Source organism: Vagococcus sp. JNUCC 83 (genome assembly GCF_053667615.1).
Genome location: NZ_CM132204.1, coordinates 2,299,515 through 2,316,966 on the forward strand (window position 1 = coordinate 2,299,515; position 17,452 = coordinate 2,316,966).

Below are 17,452 nucleotides of genomic sequence, written 5' to 3' on the forward strand. Positions count from 1 at the left end.
GAGTGTAAACATGCAAATTGAATTCCAAACAAGTGTAGGACGTAAAAGAAAAAACAATCAAGATACTGTTGGTGTCTATAAAAACAAACATCAGATTACGCTAGCAATCGTGGCTGACGGAATGGGTGGACATCAAGCTGGCGATACAGCAAGTTATCTTGCCGTTACTGGATTAGGCGATGTTTGGGAAGAGACCATGTTGACTCAAAAAGAAGATGTTTGTGAGTGGCTAATCCAACACATTCAAGAAGAAAACGCACGTATTTTTGATAAAGGAAGTACCCATCCAGAAATGTTTGGTATGGGAACAACGATTGTTGCTGTTGTTATGTTAGAAAAAGAAATTATTCTTGCTCATGTTGGAGATAGCCGAGCCTATATTGTAAGAAATGAAGAGATGAAGCAGTTAACGGATGACCATTCATTAGTGAATGAATTGATAAAAACAGGAGAAATTTCTGTAGAAATGGCACAAAATCATCCGAAAAAAAATATATTAGTTCGCTCTATTGGTGTGCCAGGTGAAGTAGAAGTAGATATGTCTACTGTAGAAAGACAAGCGAAAGATATTTTCTTGTTGTGTTCGGATGGATTAACCAATATGCTGTCTAATGATGAAATAAAAAATATTTTACTTGAAGGTATGCCATTAAAAGAACGAGTGAACCAGTTGATAGAAGAGGCGAATGCTGCTGGTGGGACGGATAATATTACCGTGCTACTAATCGACTTTGATGATGAAGTACAGGAGGATACACCATGATAAGCATCGGAACAAAAATAGGGGGACGCTACGAGATTATTGGTAATATCGGTAGTGGTGGAATGGCGAATGTTTATTTAGCTCGTGATTTGATTTTAAATCGGGAAGTAGCGATAAAAGTGCTACGGTTTGACTTTCAAGATGATCAAAATGCCATTAGACGTTTTCAAAGAGAAGCACTAGCTGCTACAGAGATGGTTCATCCAAATATCGTTAGTGTATACGATGTTGGTGAAGAAAATGGTATGCAATATATTGTGATGGAGTATGTTCGAGGAACGGACTTAAAGCACTATATTCGTAATTATTCGCCAATTCCACTTGATACGGTAGTTTACATGATGGAACAGATTTTATCTGCTGTGTCCCTAGCGCATGAACATGGCATTATTCATCGTGATTTAAAACCGCAAAACATTTTAGTGGATGAACAAGGGAATGTAAAAATAACAGATTTTGGTATCGCTATTGCACTTTCTGAAACGTCGTTAACACAAACAAATACCTTGCTCGGTTCAGTGCATTATTTGTCACCAGAACAAGCTAGGGGAGGTATGTCTACTAGACAGTCTGATATTTATGCATTAGGAATCATTTTGTATGAGCTATTGACAGGGACGGTTCCGTTCGAAGGAGAGTCTGCTGTATCCATTGCTTTAAAACATTTTCAAAAAGAGGTTCCGTCAGTTCGTCAGTACAACCCAAATATTCCACAAGCGTTGGAGAATGTTGTATTGCATGCAACAGCAAAAGAAGTTTCTGATAGATATAAAACAGTGAATGAAATGTACTCTGATTTAAGTACATCACTGAGCCCTGAAAGAGCTAATGAACCAATATATACACCAAGTTCAATGACAGATGAAACAATCATGTTAACACCTGTTAAAGAACCTGATCCAGTCGTATCGAAAATGCCATTGGAAGAATCAAATTTAGATTTATCTGACGATACACATGACAAAGAAACACCTCCATCAAAATCTAAGAAAAAATGGAAGATTATTGTTGGAATAATAGCTGTTTTAGTTGTTATAGGAGTGGGACTATTTGCATTAGGAACGAAAAAAGATGAGGTTGTAATCCCTGATGTAGAAAATATGTCACAAGCTGAAGCAATTAGGGTATTAGAAGCTAAAAAGATAAAGATTAACCCTAAAATTGAGGAAATATCAGATGACAAGATAGAGGAAGGGAATGTGGTGAAAACACAACCTCCGATTGGTACTAGGGTCAAGGAAAAAACAGAAATTGTTTTATATGTTAGTAAAGGTAAAAAGGCAGTTTCTATGATTGATGTTGAGGGAATGTCAACTAGTGAAGCCAAACAAGCATTATTAAAATTTGGTTTTAAAGAGGACAACATTACTGAAAAGCAAGAGACATCAAGTGAGGTGGATAAAGGTAATATTATCTCTCAAAGCATTAAGGAAGGAACGGAGATTGTTCCAGAAAACGAGAGAATCACACTCACTATTAGTAAAGGACCAGATAGCTTTTCGTTAGCTTATTTGGCAGGTTATACACGTGAGCAAGTTGCACGCTACATAGATAGTGAAGGGTTGATATTACAAGGGTCATCACAAGACTATAGCTCATCAGTACCACAAGGCCAAGTCCTTTATACCGTACCAGCAGGTGGAACGCCTGTTAAAAAAGGGGATTATATACAGGTGATTTATTCTATGGGACCAGAACCAATTAAAACAGAACCAAGTAGTTCAACAACTCATTCAAGCGAAACCACTGATTCGAGTGAAACGACTCAAAGTTCTGTAAGTGACAATCAAGGAAATCAGAATAATAATCAACAACAAAACCCAGGTAATGGTAATACAAAACCAAGCCAAAGTGAGCCAAAAGATAAAAAAGATTAAAAATGAGGCTGACCCAAAAGTAAGTTTTTAAATGAAAATCACTAAACTAACAAAACAGAAATCCCATGAAGTCAGTGTTTTAATAAACTGATTTCATGGGATTTTTCTATTTTAAGATTTTTGGGTCAGCCTCGTTTTTACTATTTAAAATTGTAGTTTTATTATTTAGGACTTTTTTTCAGTACAGTGTTGGTGTAGTGTTAATAAATAAAGAGTAACAGATATTTTTCTTAAAAAAACAAAAATATGTTACAATAACTCATAGAGAATGTGAGTATCAAAGGAGGAAATACATGCCTAAAGGACAAATCTGTAAAGCATTAAGTGGGTTTTATTACATCGATTATAAAGGTAAACGTTACCAGACTAGAGCACGAGGGAATTTTAGAAATAGAAATATTACACCGCTTGTAGGAGATTGGGTAGAATTTGAAAGCACAAATGAGACAGATGGTTACATTTTAGATGTGTATGAGCGTAAAAATGAGCTGGTTCGTCCACCTGTTGCAAACATTGATCAAGGTGTGGTGGTGTCAAGTTGTGTAGAGCCTAATTTTTCGACAAACTTATTAGATCGTTTTTTAGTGACTTTATCTGAAAAAGACATTGCTCCAATTATTTATATTACTAAAATGGACTTAGCTAGCGATGAAGAAAACCAAAAAATGCGAGACATTCAAGCTTCTTATGAGCGTATAGGCTACCCTGTGTTATTATCTGAAAAGCAATCATTAGAAGATTTGACTCATTTTTTTAAAGATAAACTAACTGTTTTTATGGGACAATCTGGTGCCGGAAAATCCACATTGTTAAACCAATTATCGCCTGATTTGTCGTTAAAGGTAGGCGAGATTTCGGAAAGTTTAGGACGTGGTCGTCATACCACACGCCATGTTGAATTAATAGATATGTTTGGTGGATTAGTGGCAGACACGCCAGGTTTTAGCTCGATTGATTTTTTAGAAATGACGTTAGATGAGTTACCAAAACGCTTTCCAGAATTTGTTGAAGCCTCCCCGTATTGTAAATTTAGAGAATGTAAACATCGTCATGAACCTAAGTGCGAAGTGAAAAAAAGAGTAGAGACTGGTGATATATTAGCTAGTCGATATGACCACTATTTACAATTTTATGAAGAAATTGACAAACGAAAACCGATGTATAAAAAAAATAAATAAAAGTGAGGAAATTATTATGGTAAAAATAGCCCCATCGATATTAAGTGCCGATTTTTCTAATTTGGGAGAAGATGTTAAACGCGTGGATCAAGCAGGTGCCGATTATATTCATATTGATGTAATGGATGGCCAATTTGTTCCAAATATTACTTTTGGTCCAGCTCTTATATCATCGATTCGTCCGATGACAGATTTAGTGTTTGATGTTCACTTAATGATTGTTGAGCCAGAACGATTTATTGATGAGTTTGTCAAAGCGGGCTCTGATATTATTACAGTTCATGCAGAAAGCACAACACATTTACATCGAGTGATTCAACAAATTAAAGCAAGTGGCGTGAAAGCGGGAGTGGTCATCAATCCAGGAACATCGGTAGAAGCGATTAAACCAGTTTTATCTATGATCGATTTGGTTTTAGTGATGACAGTTAACCCAGGATTTGGTGGACAAAAATTCATTACTGAATGCTTAGATAAAGTAAAAGAATTAGATCATTTAAGACAAGCTAATCATTATACATATGAGATTGAAGTAGACGGTGGTGTAGATGATCAAACAGTTAAAGAGTGTGTGTCTGCAGGAGCCGATGTGTTAGTTGCAGGATCATATGTTTATAAATATGATGACGTTTCTATCCCTATTAATAAATTAAAAGAAGCTGATAAATAATGAAAGAGACGATTATTGTGTTAGCTGGAGGCGATAAAACATTATGGCCAACACCAGATGTGTTTGATGGTGCAAGTAAAATAATTGGAGTGGATAGAGGTGCCTACGAGGGATTACGTCAAAGACTGCCAATTGATGTCGCTGTGGGTGACTTTGATTCATTAAGCCAAGAAGAATTAAATTATGTGAAATCAAATGTTGAAGAAGTGATACAATATCCTGCTGAAAAAGATGAGACGGATACCGAAATTGGGGTTACCCTAGCCTCTACAATGTCTAAAGCAGCTGATATTGTTCTTGTAGGGGGCACAGGCGGTCGTTTGGATCATTTCTTAGCTAATCTATGGTTACCGTTTCAAGAGCGTTTTAAAGGCTTGGCAGATAGGTTAGTGATTAAAGATAATCAAAATACTATTTCTTATTTTTTTCCCGGAGAGTATGAGATTAAAAAGGAAGCTGATAAAAAATATCTAGCATTCGTTTGTTTAACACCTATGTCACATTTATCTTTATATGATGCTAAGTATCGTTTAGATAATGTAGAGGTTTTATCACCAATATCTTATGCAAGTAATGAATTTGTAGGGGAGACAACGCGCTTTTCTTTTTCGAGCGGTATCATGTGTGTCATTCAATCAAAAGACAAATAAAAAAAGCAGCCTCTAGTTAGGTTGCTTTTTTAATATCTATTTTATTAAACGCGTTCAACTTTACCAGATTTCAAAGCACGAGCAGAAACCCAAACTTTTTTTGGTTTACCGTCAACTAAAATACGAACTTTTTGAAGATTAGCTCCCCAAGTACGTTTAGATGCGTTCATTGCGTGAGAACGGTTGTTACCAGTTCTTGCTTTACGACCAGTTATATAACATTGTTTTGCCATGATATTCCCTCCTTTGCTTTGCTGGCATTTTTACGATTCTATTAATCATACTAAAATAATTTATCATAAAAAGAAACAAAAAGCAATAAAAAATATGATAAAGTTACAATAAAAGCGATGTTATAAGCGTTTAAAGATAATTATTCTTTAATAAAAATTGCGTTTATGATAAACTAAAGAATGATAATGGGTAATACTGACTTTGAGGAGGTAGTAAAATGGCTGTAAAAATTAAAACACAAGCTGGAACCATTGAAATTTCAAATGATGTTATAGCAACAGTTGTCGGTGGAGCTGCCACAGATATTTACGGAATTGTTGGTATGGCAAGCAAAAATCAAATTAAAGATAATTTAAATGATATTTTAGGTAAAGAAAACTATTCTCGTGGGGTAGTTGTGCGACAAGAAGAAAATGGTGTAGCCGTGGATGTTTATATCATGGTAAGTTATGGCACAAAGATTTCAGAAGTAAGCCGTAATGTGCAAGAAAAAGTCAAATACAATCTTGAAACAATGCTTGGCGTTGTTGCAAACTCAGTAAATGTTTTTATCCAAGGCGTGCGCGTGCAACCTGAATAAAATCATGCGATATTAAGTGTTAAATATACGAGGAGGAACATTTTAGTGGAACTAAAAGCAATCAACGGAGGGCAATTTCAAGCGATGGTACAAGTCGGCGCCAATCGACTTAACCAAAATGCCGAATTTGTCAATTCTTTAAATGTTTTCCCTGTGCCAGATGGTGATACGGGAACTAATATGGATTTATCAATGACTAGTGGGGCAAAAGCTGTAAGAGAAGCAACAAGTGAACATGTTGGCGAATTAGCAGCCATTTTATCTAAAGGTCTTTTAATGGGAGCACGTGGAAATTCTGGTGTTATTTTGTCACAATTGTTTAGAGGATTTTCTAAAAAAATTGAAGATAAAGAAGAATTAAACGCCCAAGATTTGGCTGATGCGTTTAAAAATGGTGTAGAAGTGGCGTATAAAGCCGTGATGAAACCTGTTGAAGGAACAATTCTGACAGTTTCTCGTGGTGCAGCGATGGCAGCTGAGAAAAAAGCCAAAGAAACAGATGATGCGTTAGAAGTCATGGAAGCTGCTCTTAAAGGCGCTAAAAAAGCGTTAGCTAAAACACCTGACATGTTGCCTGTCTTAAAAGAAGTTGGCGTTGTCGATAGTGGTGGACAAGGACTTGTCTTTATTTATGAAGGCTTTGTTGAGTCGTTATCTGGCAAAGTGGTAGAAAGTGAAATCTATCAACCCTCACCAGCACAAATGGAAGAAATGGTGAATGCTGAGCATCATCGTAGTGTTCAAAGTCATATGTCAACTGAAGACATTAAATTTGGTTATTGTACAGAAATCATGGTGAAAATTGGCGAAGGACCAACTGTTGATAGTACGTTTGAATATGATACATTTAGAAATTATTTAAATGAAATTGGTGACTCGTTATTAGTTGTGGCTGATGATGAAATTATTAAAGTTCATGTTCATACAGAGCAACCTGGTGAAGTCATGAATTATGGCCAAAAATTTGGTTCATTAATCAAAATAAAAGTAGATAATATGCGTTTGCAACACGAATCATTAATGGACACTCCTAGTGCGCCAGTCGTTGATTCACCAAAAGAAAAAGCACCTTATGGTATTATATCGATTGCTGCAGGTAAAGGAGTTCAAGATTTATTTAGTAGTATGGGTGTGAACCATGTCATCAGTGGTGGACAAACAATGAATCCAAGTACTGAGGATATTATGTTAGCGATTCAAGCGGTTAATGCTGAAAATGTGATTATTTTACCAAATAATAAAAATATCTTCATGGCAGCTGATCAAGCAGCTGAAGTGAGTGATGTGCCAACAATCGTGATTCCATCTAAAACAATTTCTCAAGGGATGACAGCTTTATTAGGATTTAATGATCAAGTGTCACTTGAAGAAAACAAAAAAAATATGTTAGAGATGCTTGAAGGCGTAACAAGTGGTCAAGTCACAACGGCTGTTCGTGACACAAGTATCGATGGCGTAGAAATTAAAAAAGATGACAACTTAGGGATGGTTGAAGGAAAAATTGTGGTATCAACGCCGAGCCGTTTTGATGCAAGTTTAGAAACGCTAAAACAAATGATTAATGATGACACAGAAATTGTCACTATCTTGATTGGTGAAGATGGAACAAATGAAGAAGCATCATTATTAGAAGAAGCATTGCTTGAGATGGATAGTGATTTAGAAGTTGAGATTCATCAGGGAGATCAACCTGTTTATCCATATCTGTTTGCAGCTGAATAAGATAAAAAAGTCAAACGTTCGTTTGGCTTTTTTTAACACTTTTTAAAAAGGAGGAGTCAAAGTGAAACAGCTAACTGATAGTGTCGCAACATTAAATGGTGTTGGTCCTAAACGAGTGGAAACACTTAAAACATTACATATTGAGACAATCAATGACTTACTTACGCATTATCCGTTTCGCTATGACGATATCCAAGAAAAAAAATTAGAAGAAATTAGTGACCAGGAAAAAGTTGTGCTAAAAGGCATCGCTATATCTGACGCTGTAGTAAACTATTATGGTTTTAAAAAAAGTCGGTTAGTTTTTCGGATGATGATTGAACAGTCTGTTATTACAGTCACATTTTTCAATCAACCCTTTTTAAAAAATAAAATCCATTCATCGGAAGAAGTAGCAATTTTTGGCAAGTGGGATGCTAAGAGAAAATCTTTAACGGGATTAAAAATTATGGCCACACAACAACAAGAAGAAGAGTTTGCACCAATCTATAGTGTAAACAAACATATCAAGCAACAAACGCTAGTTCAGTTGATTAAACAAGGTTTTGAGAGTTATGGAGAGTTGGTTGAGGAAAATTTACCAGATTATTTATTGGAAAAATATAAACTCATGCCAAAGAAACAAGCTGTTAGAGCCATGCATTTTCCAGAATCAATTGAAGAAAATCGTTTAGCCAGACGGCGATTAGCGTTTGAAGAATTTTTCTTATTTCAATTAAAGATGATTCAGTTGAAAGAAGAAGAAACAGCAAAAGAGCATGGAAATCCTATTTTATATGATGTAAGTGAACTAAAGAATTTTATTAAAACATTGCCATTTGAATTAACCAATGCTCAAAAACGTGTGGTGAATGAGATTTGTGCTGATATGAGAAGCCCGTATCACATGCATCGATTACTCCAAGGTGATGTAGGTAGTGGGAAAACAATGGTGGCAGCACTAGCTTTATTTGCCGCTTACACTGCATCTTATCAAGGGGCATTAATGGTCCCAACAGAAATATTAGCAGAGCAACATATGGAAAGTTTAAGTGAGTTATTCGAAAAAACACCTGTTAAAGTGGCATTACTTACTGGCTCGACTAAAGCAAAAGCACGTCGTCAAATTTTAGCAGAATTGGCAGAAGGTGAGATTGATATTTTAGTTGGAACGCACGCATTAATCCAAGAAGACGTTCAATTTTCTAAATTGGGGATTGTTATCACAGACGAGCAACATCGTTTTGGTGTGAATCAACGAAAAATATTACGAGAAAAAGGCAATCATCCAGATGTGTTGTTTATGACGGCAACACCGATTCCTAGAACATTGGCTATCACAGCTTATGGTGAGATGGATGTCTCAAGTATTGATGAATTACCAGCAGGACGAAAACCAATCGAAACACGTTGGGCATTACCAAAGCAATTGGATAGTATTTTAGAGACTATGCGAGACTTATTAAGTCAGGGACAACAAGCTTATGTGATTTGTCCGTTGATTGAAGAGTCAGAGATGCTAGATGTCAAGAATGCGACAGAAATATATGAGCACCTTTCTGCCTTTTTCTCTCCAACTTATCATGTTGATTTATTACACGGTAAGATGAAAGCTGACGAAAAAGAGGATATCATGCAAAGATTTAAAGAAAATGAGACACAAGTGTTAGTTTCAACGACTGTTATTGAAGTAGGGGTTAATGTCCCTAATGCAACGATGATGGTGATTATTGATGCAGACCGTTTTGGTTTAGCACAGCTTCATCAGTTACGTGGACGAGTTGGACGTGGAGAAAAGGCTTCTTACTGTGTTCTGATTGCTAATCCAAAGAGCGAACAAGGCAAAGAACGGATGAAAATTATGACTGAAACAACCGATGGATTTGTGTTAAGTCAAAAAGATTTGGAAATGCGAGGACCAGGAGATTTTTTTGGTGCCAAACAATCAGGTCTACCAGAATTTAAAGTGGGTGATATGGTGGCTGATTTTATCATGTTAGAAACAGCAAGAGAAGAAGCCATAGAGCTTTGGAAACGTCCGGAGTGGATACGTGATAACTCTTTTGAAACATTAGCTAAAAGTATTGATAGTGCCACATATCAATTAAATCATTTAGATTAACATGCTATAATAAACCTAAATTGTAAAAAGTGAGGAAACCAATCATGAAAATAGCGGTAGATGCTATGGGTGGCGATAACGCGCCTAAAGCAATTGTTGAAGGTGTAATGCTAGCAAAAAAAGATTTTCCAGATATTGAATTTTTATTATTCGGAAAAGAATCAGCGATTAAAGAATATGTCACAGACAATAAAAATATTACTATCATTCATACAGATGAAAAAATTGAAAGTGATGATGAGCCAGTAAAGGCTATTAGACGTAAAAAACAAGCATCCATGGTTTTGGCAGCTCAAGCAGTCAAAGAAAAACAAGCCGATGCACTCTTTTCTGCTGGAAATACAGGTGCTCTTTTAGCGGCTGGACTATTTGTTGTCGGTCGTATAAAACAAGTCGAACGTCCAGGACTTATGACAACTATGCCAGTTTTTACAGGTGAAAAAGGGGCAGGATTTGATTTTATAGATATGGGAGCCAATGCTGATAATAAACCTGAACATCTATTAACGTATGGTATCTTGGCTTCTTATTATGCGAGTCAAGTTCGTGGCGTGAAAAATCCTCGTGTGGGTCTTTTAAATAATGGAACTGAAGATACAAAAGGAAGCGAGTTAACGAAAAAAGCGTTCGAGCTATTAAAAGAAGAGCCAAGTTTGAATTTTGTGGGAAATGTCGAAGCAAGAGATTTATTTAATGGTGTGGCTGATGTGGTTGTAACAGATGGTTTCACTGGAAACGCCGTATTAAAATCAATCGAAGGAACAGCACAAGCGATTATGAGTAATTTAAAGTCATCTATCTTAGACGGTGGACTAAAAAGTAAGTTAGGTGCTATGTTATTAAAGGATAGTTTGAAAGATTTAAAAGAAAAAATGGATTATTCAAATCATGGTGGCGCTGTGTTGTTTGGCGTCAAAGCACCTGTTGTTAAAACACATGGATCAACTGGTCCAGAGGCTGTGAGACACACAATTAGACAAATCCATACCATGCTTGAAAAAGATGTGGTAAACAATTTAGTTACCTATTTTGATGAGCATCAAGCATAGACAAAAAAAGCATTTACAAGTAAAATACTAAGTAGAGTGAGTGGCTTAATAAAAGGAGGAACTTACATGTCTAGAGATGAAGTATTTGGCAAAATCCAAACAATTATCGTTGAGCACTTTGAAGTAGATGAAAATAAAGTGACTGAAACAACAAATATCAAAGAAGATTTAGATGCAGATTCAATTAGTATTATGGAATTTGTCCTAGAATTGGAAGATGTATTTGATGCAGAAATTTCTGATGAAGATGCAGAAAAAATTGAAACAGTTGGTGCAGCAGTAGATTATATTATGGCTAACCAATAAAATGTAGAGTGTCACGCATCGTGATGCTCTTTTTATATACAAAAAAACTACCAGCCATCCAGACTGGTAGAAAAAAGGAGTTGTTTTATTTACTTTGGGGGAGTAAATAAAGTATAAAAAAATGTAGGGTTGTTTGTTACTACATAAAGAATAATAACTCCGATCTATGAAATAAATATGAAGACATGTGTGCAATTTTTTGAATAAAAAACGATTAATTATCGTTTAGATACATTTCTTTTTGTTGACGTGTTAATTGTTTAAAGGCATATTCTTTTTTCATAGCTTCACTTTTAGTTTGAAACGTTTCATGATGAATCATTTTTGCTGGTCTCCTCTTTGATAGGCGAGTATATTTTGCTCCCTTACCTGAGTTATGTTCAGCTAAACGTCTAGTTAAATTGGTTGTATACCCAGCGTAAAACGTGTTGTCTGCGCAACGTAAGACATAGAAGTAATGATTGTTACTTTGTACCATGAAGCATCTCCTTAATCTCTGGCAAATATTGATTATCTTCACCATAGACGTAAAGAGGTGGCAATATCCTCAACCCATCTGTTTTACCATCTTTAATTCCTTCAATCAGTAGAGTATTAGCTTCTTTGTTAGATTTTGGGTAGACAAATTGGATTCGTTTTGGCGCAATACGATTATTTTCCATACTATGTAGAATATCAATTAGGCGATCGGGTCTGTGTACCATCGCAATTTTACCATTCATTTTTAGTAATTTCGAAGCCTGTTGAAACACATCATCAATTCCCAAATGAATTTCGTGACGCGCAATAGCTAAGTAAGGATTAGGATTTTTTTTACTTTTAGGCGCTTCCTTAAAATAAGGTGGATTGCACGTAATAAAATCCACTGAATCTGGTTTAATGAATTGTGTGATATTTTTTATATCAGCATGAATCATAGTCATGGACTCATCAAATTGATTTAGTTTAATGCTACGGGTTGCCATATCATAAAGTTTTTCTTGTAGCTCAACACCAGTAATTGTGGCTTGTGTTCTAGGTCGCATAAATAAGCCAATCGCACCATTTCCAGCACAAAAATCGACGATCGTTCCTCTTTTAGGAATCGATGCAAAATGAGCCAATAATACAGCATCTAAAGAAAAAGAAAAAACATCAGAGCTTTGGATAATTTGTATATTTTGTGATAATAACTGGTCGATTCGTTCGCCAGGATAAATTGTTGTTGTCAATTACGTCACTTCCTTATCATCTCATTTGTTTATTATATCAAACATAGAAACAAATAGAATAAGAAAAACTTGCAAGATTGGTAATAATTCGGCATACTAATAGAGACTTTATAGTAAAGGATGAAAAAAATGTATCGAGTACTTTTAGCGGTTGTTCGATTTTTAACGTTTGTGATTAATACTAATGCCAGATATGTTGGAAAACACAATTTACCAAAAGATAAAAATTATGTGCTAGTTAGTCCACATAGAACATGGTTTGAGCCACTCTATTTTGCGATGGGTGCTTGGCCGAAAAAATTTGCTTTTATGGCTAAACAAGAGTTGTTTAAAAATCCTATACTAGGTTATATTTTGAGAAAATGTCATGCTTTCCCAGTGGATCGTGATAATCCAGGACCTAGTGTGATTAAAACACCAGTCAAAGCTTTAAAAAATACTGATTTGAGTGTCATGGTATTTCCTAGTGGCAGTCGTTATTCTGAAGAATTAAAAGGTGGCGCAGCATTGATTGCTAAGATGGGGAAAGTAGATATTATCCCAGCTGTTTATCAAGGCCCGTTAACTTTCGGTGGATTGTTTACAAAACGTCGCGTGACGATTGCATATGGCACACCAATTGATATTTCAGACATAAAAAAAATGGACAAAGAAGGGATAGCTGAAGTTGAACGACGAATGCAAGAATCATTCAATCAACTAGATTATCAAGTTAATCCAGAATTTGTGTATGTACCACCAGTTAAGAAAGAAAAGTAAAAAGAGGCTGACCCAAAAGTCTCTTTACAGAAAACAAGCATTCCAAAATGAAACCTCTCATTTCAGAATGCTTGTTTTTTCGTGATCTCTTACTAATATCCTTCCTATTTTTTCTCAGTTTTCTTAAATTTAGTGCCATTAACGCAAATCCCAGCTCCTGTGAAATCTTATCTTTTCCTCTTACAGAGAATCGATTGAATGCCAAATTAGCCTTCAGATTTCCAAAGGCTGGTTCAACATCTATTTTTCTTTGACGGTATATTTCTCCTGTGACATCCTCTTTCAAAAGCTCTCTTACATGAGCCTTAAAATATTCCCAATTCCCATTTTTTTGAATCACTCGATTTTTACTACTCTTCGCACGAGTACATAATGCTCTAACTGGGCAATTTAAACAAGACTCACATTCATACATTTTAAGTTGTCTTTTGAATCCAGATTTATCCACTCGAGTAGAGTAATTTCTAAATTTGACTTCTCTATTATTCGGGCAAATATAAGTATCTGCCAATTCATTATAAATCCAGTTATCTGGAATAAATGGATTTTGTTTGTATTTTTTAGTGTGTTCTTTCTGATACATTGTATAAGTAATTAATGGAGTTCTTTCAAAATCATCTAAAATTGCTTGATAGTTTTCTTCACTACCATAACCTGCGTCAGCCACAATGTATTTAGGTAAGTCAAAATAAGATTTCTTGATAGTATCTAAGAAAGGAATCATTGTTTTAAAATCCGTTGGATTTGAAAATGTTTCATATGCTAAAACGTATTGATGATTGGTTGCAATTTGAACGTTATATCCAGGTTTTAACTGACCATTCATCATGTGGTCATCTTTCATTCTCATAAAAGTGGCATCATGATCTGTTTTAGAGTAGCTATTTCTACCGTTATAAATATCATGTTGTTCTTTATATTTTTTCTTTCTATAGATAAAGTTAGAAAAAGCTTTCAATGCTTTTTTAGGCTCTTTACGCTCAGAACGAAGTTCTTTTCTCTCTTGAACATCTGAAGTATTTTCAATTTTAGTACTTAAATCACTTACTTTCATTTCCAACTCATCAATGATTTGTTTTAAATTTTCTGTGTTTAACTCATCATCTTCTGAACAAATAGATGGAATAATTTGCTCTTCTACAAGTTGTTGATAATAGGACTTTGACTTCTCTCTCAAAGATTCTTCATAACGTTGTGTGCTCTTTTTCCAAACGAAGGTATATTTATTTGCGTTGGCTTCTAACTTTGTTCCATCAATAAAAATAGCTTCTTCATCAATTAATTGTTGAGAAACAAGCTGATTTCTAAATTGAATAAAACATTCTTGAAGTATCGGTTGAACCAGTGGGTTCACTCTGAATCGATTAATTGTTCTGAAGTTAGGTGTCTGTGATTGCGTTAACCACATGGCACGAATGCTATCTTTAGACATAGCTTCTATCTTTCTTCCTGAAAAAATAGATTGAGTGTAGCCACACAGAATAAGCTTCAACATCATTTTTGGATGATAAGACGAACTTCCCATTCGATGCTCAAAAACTGAGAACACATCCACAGGGATACTTTCTACTAATTCATCAATCGCAAAAGCGATATCATTTTCTTCTAAATAAATATCTAAATTCAGTGATAAAGTAACCTGTTTCGTGTTATAATTCTTATACATAAATAGCACTCCTTTTAATTTGGTTTCGTCACTTTAATTATATAGGATAGTGCTATTTTTTACGTCAAAAAAGGAAGAAAATCGAAAAAAGATTTTCTTCCTTTTAGTTTATTCTAGAGACTTTTGGGTCAGCCTCTTTTTATTTGCTCAATCAGTTTGAGAATAATTTTGTTTGACTAATTATAAAGACATATTAGGATTTATATTTATGGCATTTTCAATAAGTTGTTCTATTTGTTGTCTATCCATTAACGCCACGTGAGTTTTTTCGGCTAACTCTTTTGCACTCTTAGTAAACGTATTATTCGTAGCAACAACAGCATGTTGTAAACCATAATACTGTTTACCTGAAAAAACTCCTTGAACAGCATGATTACTAACAGGGTATTTATAACGTTTAACTTGGATGGCATAGCTATGATTATTTTTCTTAGCAATGTGATATCAACTCCTTGATCACCACTTGTTTTTGTGACCTTGGTTTGATAACCATTTAGTATTAATATTTTTGAAAGATATAGCTCAAATTGTCTGCCAGTCATTTTGTCGACTTTACGTAATTCATCTTGAACGAGCAAATAGTGTATTTTATTCAATGAATGTTTATAGGTATTAAGTTGTTTTTTGGTATATTCTAATTCTTTTTTCTTAGTGATTATTTTTGATTCGATGACATGCAGTTGATTGTTTTTATCTTTTTCTGGTTGTATCTTATCCAGCTGTTGTTGTAATTTTTTAAGTCGAATTTCCAATTTTCTTTGTTCTTTCTTTTGTAGATTTATATCATTAGTTAATGTTTGATAGCTTTTCTTTTTAACACTTATCTTCTTTTTAATCTTTTTTTCTTTTCTTTTGATAGATTTAAGTTCTTTTTTTATAGTATCAAGTGATTGCTTGTACTGTATTAGATTACGAAAGCTATACAATACAAACGTCAGAGCCGCTATCGGTAAAATCAGCATGAATACATATTTGGCTTCTTTGTTAAGGAGACTGACTATGGTTAATACACCAAATAAAGAGTAGAGAAAAACAAACATTATTTTAGTTAATCTGCTCATTTTGACTCCCTTCTATATATTTGATCGTTTCGTTCATAAAACTATATATAAATATATTACCAAAAATAACTAAATAAGACTAATCTAGGTATAAAAAAACTCTCATCACAAGAAATGATGAGAGAAGGAAGGATTAAAAATGAAAAAATTAGTTAGCTTTTTTTATTTCTTTTTTGGGGGAAAAGAAATAAACGTGGATGGTAGGATTCGAACCTACACCTCAATGGATAGAGAATGAACTGTCTGTTAAATCTCAATGAGTCAAAACACCTCGTTCACCCACAAAGTATTAAATTGTGTTGCTTAACTATAAACATAGTTTAACGTGTTCTTCTTAAATATAGCTTAAAAAAGTCTGTAGAAAATATGAAAATATTATTTTACGAAGGCTAGTTTATTTATAAGAGGTAAGAGAATTAAGAATCCATTAAACAATCTCTTTAAAGTTTGTTATAATGGAGAGAAGACCTTTTTGGAGGAATACGATGAAATTTTTACATACAGCTGATTGGCATATAGGACGTAAATTAAATGGATTTAGTTTACTGGAAGAACAACGCGATGTGTTTGAAAAAATGCTCAACATTGCTATAGAGCAAGATGTCGATGCTATTGTTGTCGCAGGTGATTTATACGATCGCTCGATGCCCTCTGTTGAGGCAGTAGAGTTATTAAACAACATGATGATAGAGATGAATTTGGAAAATAAATTTCCAGTTTTAGCCGTGTCAGGAAATCATGATAGTGCGACTAGGCTATCAACTGGATCTCCTTGGTTAGAAAAAGAGCAATTTTATTTATACACACAACTAGAACAAGTTTTTTCACCTGTTGTCATCGGTGATACACAGTTCTTCTTATTACCATATATTGAGCCTATCCATGCAAGATTGTATTTTGACGATGACTCTTTAGTGACCATTCCGCTAGCTTTAGAAAAAATCATGCAAGAAATAACGCCACTATTATTACCGGACAAACATCATGTGTTGGTTAGTCATTTTTTTGTGACAGGTGCCTCAAAAGGTGAGTCGGAAACACCATTAGAAGTAGGTGGTTTGTCGAGTGTTTCAGCGGATTTATTTGATGCATTTGACTATGTGGCTTTAGGACATCTACATTACAAGGATGCATTGACTCATCAAGCCAATGTGAAATATAGTGGTGCCTTACTTAAATATTCGTTGTCTGAGCGACATCAAGAAAAAGGCGTCCGTATAGTAACCATAGATAAAGACACTGTGACAAGTGATTTTTATCCTATCTGCCCGTTGCGTGATGTTGTCTTATTAAGGGGAGAATTTTCACAGTTAACGGACTATGATTATTATCAAACGATTAACCGAGAAAATTATATAGCCATTGAATTAACTGATAAATTGAGTGTTACCAATGCACTATCTGAGTTGAGACAAATTTATCCAAGGTTGATTAGTTTAGAGCGTGTCAGTGAACAAAAGACGTTGTCAGATGAGCGATATGAAGACGTTGAAATAAAAAAAGTATCGCCAAAAGAGCTCATTGCTAATTACTTTGAAGACGTGACAGAGGAAAGATTGACTCCAAGACAAAGCGATTGGCTTGAAGAAGCAATGATAAATGTGACAAAAGAGAAGTAGGAGGAA

General features: G+C 34.8%; 17 protein-coding genes and 1 pseudogene. 12 read left to right on the forward strand and 6 right to left on the reverse strand.

Annotated elements, in window-relative coordinates; all coding sequences use genetic code 11:
• Nucleotides 1-10 precede the first annotated feature (10 nt).
• The 5 genes from JNUCC83_RS11290 (at nt 11) to JNUCC83_RS11310 (ending at nt 5,138) form a co-directional block, all read left to right on the forward strand.
• Nucleotides 11-763, forward strand: coding sequence for a Stp1/IreP family PP2C-type Ser/Thr phosphatase (locus tag JNUCC83_RS11290; protein WP_454460051.1), 753 nt, complete (start codon nt 11-13; stop codon nt 761-763).
• Nucleotides 760-2,640, forward strand: coding sequence for a Stk1 family PASTA domain-containing Ser/Thr kinase (gene pknB, locus JNUCC83_RS11295; RefSeq protein WP_454460052.1), 1,881 nt, complete (start codon nt 760-762; stop codon nt 2,638-2,640). The genes JNUCC83_RS11290 and pknB overlap by 4 nt, the downstream gene beginning before the upstream one ends.
• A 293-nt stretch (nt 2,641-2,933) precedes the next feature.
• Nucleotides 2,934-3,818 carry a ribosome small subunit-dependent GTPase A gene (gene rsgA, locus JNUCC83_RS11300; protein WP_454460053.1) on the forward strand — a complete coding sequence of 295 codons (885 nt, stop codon included), beginning with the start codon at nt 2,934-2,936 and terminating at the stop codon, nt 3,816-3,818.
• A 16-nt stretch (nt 3,819-3,834) separates the two neighbouring features.
• Nucleotides 3,835-4,488 carry a ribulose-phosphate 3-epimerase gene (gene rpe / locus JNUCC83_RS11305; RefSeq protein WP_454460054.1) on the forward strand — a complete coding sequence of 218 codons (654 nt, stop codon included), beginning with the start codon at nt 3,835-3,837 and terminating at the stop codon, nt 4,486-4,488.
• Nucleotides 4,488-5,138, forward strand: coding sequence for a thiamine diphosphokinase (locus JNUCC83_RS11310; RefSeq protein ID WP_454460055.1), 651 nt, complete (start codon nt 4,488-4,490; stop codon nt 5,136-5,138). The genes rpe and JNUCC83_RS11310 overlap by 1 nt, the downstream gene beginning before the upstream one ends.
• Before the next feature lie 44 nt (nt 5,139-5,182).
• On the opposite strand, the gene rpmB is transcribed toward JNUCC83_RS11310, so the two are convergent.
• On the reverse strand, nt 5,183-5,371 hold the full coding sequence (gene rpmB, locus JNUCC83_RS11315; RefSeq protein WP_071456053.1) for a 50S ribosomal protein L28: 189 nt from the start codon (nt 5,369-5,371) through the stop codon (nt 5,183-5,185).
• Between the two features lie 218 nt (nt 5,372-5,589).
• On the opposite strand from rpmB, the gene JNUCC83_RS11320 reads away from it, so the two are divergent.
• The 5 genes from JNUCC83_RS11320 to acpP all read left to right on the forward strand — a co-directional run bounded on the left by JNUCC83_RS11320 (nt 5,590) and on the right by acpP (nt 11,130).
• Entirely contained in the window at nt 5,590-5,952 is a 363-nt protein-coding gene (locus tag JNUCC83_RS11320) for an Asp23/Gls24 family envelope stress response protein (protein ID WP_071456054.1), read from the forward strand.
• 45 nt (nt 5,953-5,997) lie between these two features.
• Nucleotides 5,998-7,674: a DAK2 domain-containing protein gene (locus JNUCC83_RS11325; protein ID WP_454460056.1), complete on the forward strand. Its 1,677-nt coding sequence runs from the start codon at nt 5,998-6,000 to the stop codon at nt 7,672-7,674.
• A 61-nt stretch (nt 7,675-7,735) separates the two neighbouring features.
• Nucleotides 7,736-9,775 carry an ATP-dependent DNA helicase RecG gene (gene recG / locus JNUCC83_RS11330; RefSeq protein ID WP_454460057.1) on the forward strand — a complete coding sequence of 680 codons (2,040 nt, stop codon included), beginning with the start codon at nt 7,736-7,738 and terminating at the stop codon, nt 9,773-9,775.
• 44 nt (nt 9,776-9,819) lie between these two features.
• The gene (gene plsX, locus JNUCC83_RS11335; RefSeq protein WP_454460058.1) at nt 9,820-10,824 is read left to right on the forward strand and encodes a phosphate acyltransferase PlsX; all 1,005 of its coding nucleotides are present in this window, start codon (nt 9,820-9,822) and stop codon (nt 10,822-10,824) included.
• 66 nt (nt 10,825-10,890) lie between these two features.
• Entirely contained in the window at nt 10,891-11,130 is a 240-nt protein-coding gene (gene acpP / locus JNUCC83_RS11340) for an acyl carrier protein (protein WP_454460059.1), read from the forward strand.
• A gap of 214 nt (nt 11,131-11,344) precedes the next feature.
• Here acpP and JNUCC83_RS11345 read toward each other — a convergent pair whose 3' ends face one another.
• Nucleotides 11,345-11,608, reverse strand: a complete 264-nt coding sequence (locus JNUCC83_RS11345) for a GIY-YIG nuclease family protein (RefSeq protein WP_454460060.1) — start codon at nt 11,606-11,608, stop codon at nt 11,345-11,347.
• Nucleotides 11,595-12,341 (reverse strand): tRNA1(Val) (adenine(37)-N6)-methyltransferase, encoded by a 747-nt coding sequence (locus tag JNUCC83_RS11350; protein WP_454460061.1) that lies wholly within the window; start codon nt 12,339-12,341, stop codon nt 11,595-11,597. Before JNUCC83_RS11350 ends, JNUCC83_RS11345 begins: the two co-directional genes overlap by 14 nt.
• Before the next feature lie 129 nt (nt 12,342-12,470).
• On the opposite strand from JNUCC83_RS11350, the gene JNUCC83_RS11355 reads away from it, so the two are divergent.
• Entirely contained in the window at nt 12,471-13,100 is a 630-nt protein-coding gene (locus tag JNUCC83_RS11355; protein ID WP_454460062.1) for a lysophospholipid acyltransferase family protein, read from the forward strand.
• On the opposite strand, the gene JNUCC83_RS11360 is transcribed toward JNUCC83_RS11355, so the two are convergent.
• The 3 genes and pseudogenes from JNUCC83_RS11360 to JNUCC83_RS11370 form a co-directional block, all read right to left on the reverse strand.
• Complete coding sequence (locus JNUCC83_RS11360) at nt 13,084-14,766, reverse strand: IS1182 family transposase (protein ID WP_454460063.1); 1,683 nt, start codon at nt 14,764-14,766, stop codon at nt 13,084-13,086. The two genes, JNUCC83_RS11355 and JNUCC83_RS11360, sit on opposite strands and share 17 nt — an antisense overlap.
• A gap of 180 nt (nt 14,767-14,946) precedes the next feature.
• Nucleotides 14,947-15,204, reverse strand: coding sequence for a restriction endonuclease (locus tag JNUCC83_RS11365; protein WP_454461367.1), 258 nt, complete (start codon nt 15,202-15,204; stop codon nt 14,947-14,949).
• Between the two features lie 5 nt (nt 15,205-15,209).
• Nucleotides 15,210-15,827 (reverse strand): annotated as a pseudogene (locus JNUCC83_RS11370) (restriction endonuclease); the annotation flags it as partial.
• A gap of 485 nt (nt 15,828-16,312) precedes the next feature.
• On the opposite strand from JNUCC83_RS11370, the gene JNUCC83_RS11375 reads away from it, so the two are divergent.
• Nucleotides 16,313-17,446, forward strand: a complete 1,134-nt coding sequence (locus tag JNUCC83_RS11375) for an exonuclease SbcCD subunit D (RefSeq protein ID WP_454460064.1) — start codon at nt 16,313-16,315, stop codon at nt 17,444-17,446.
• The last annotated feature ends 6 nt before the right edge of the window (nt 17,447-17,452 follow it).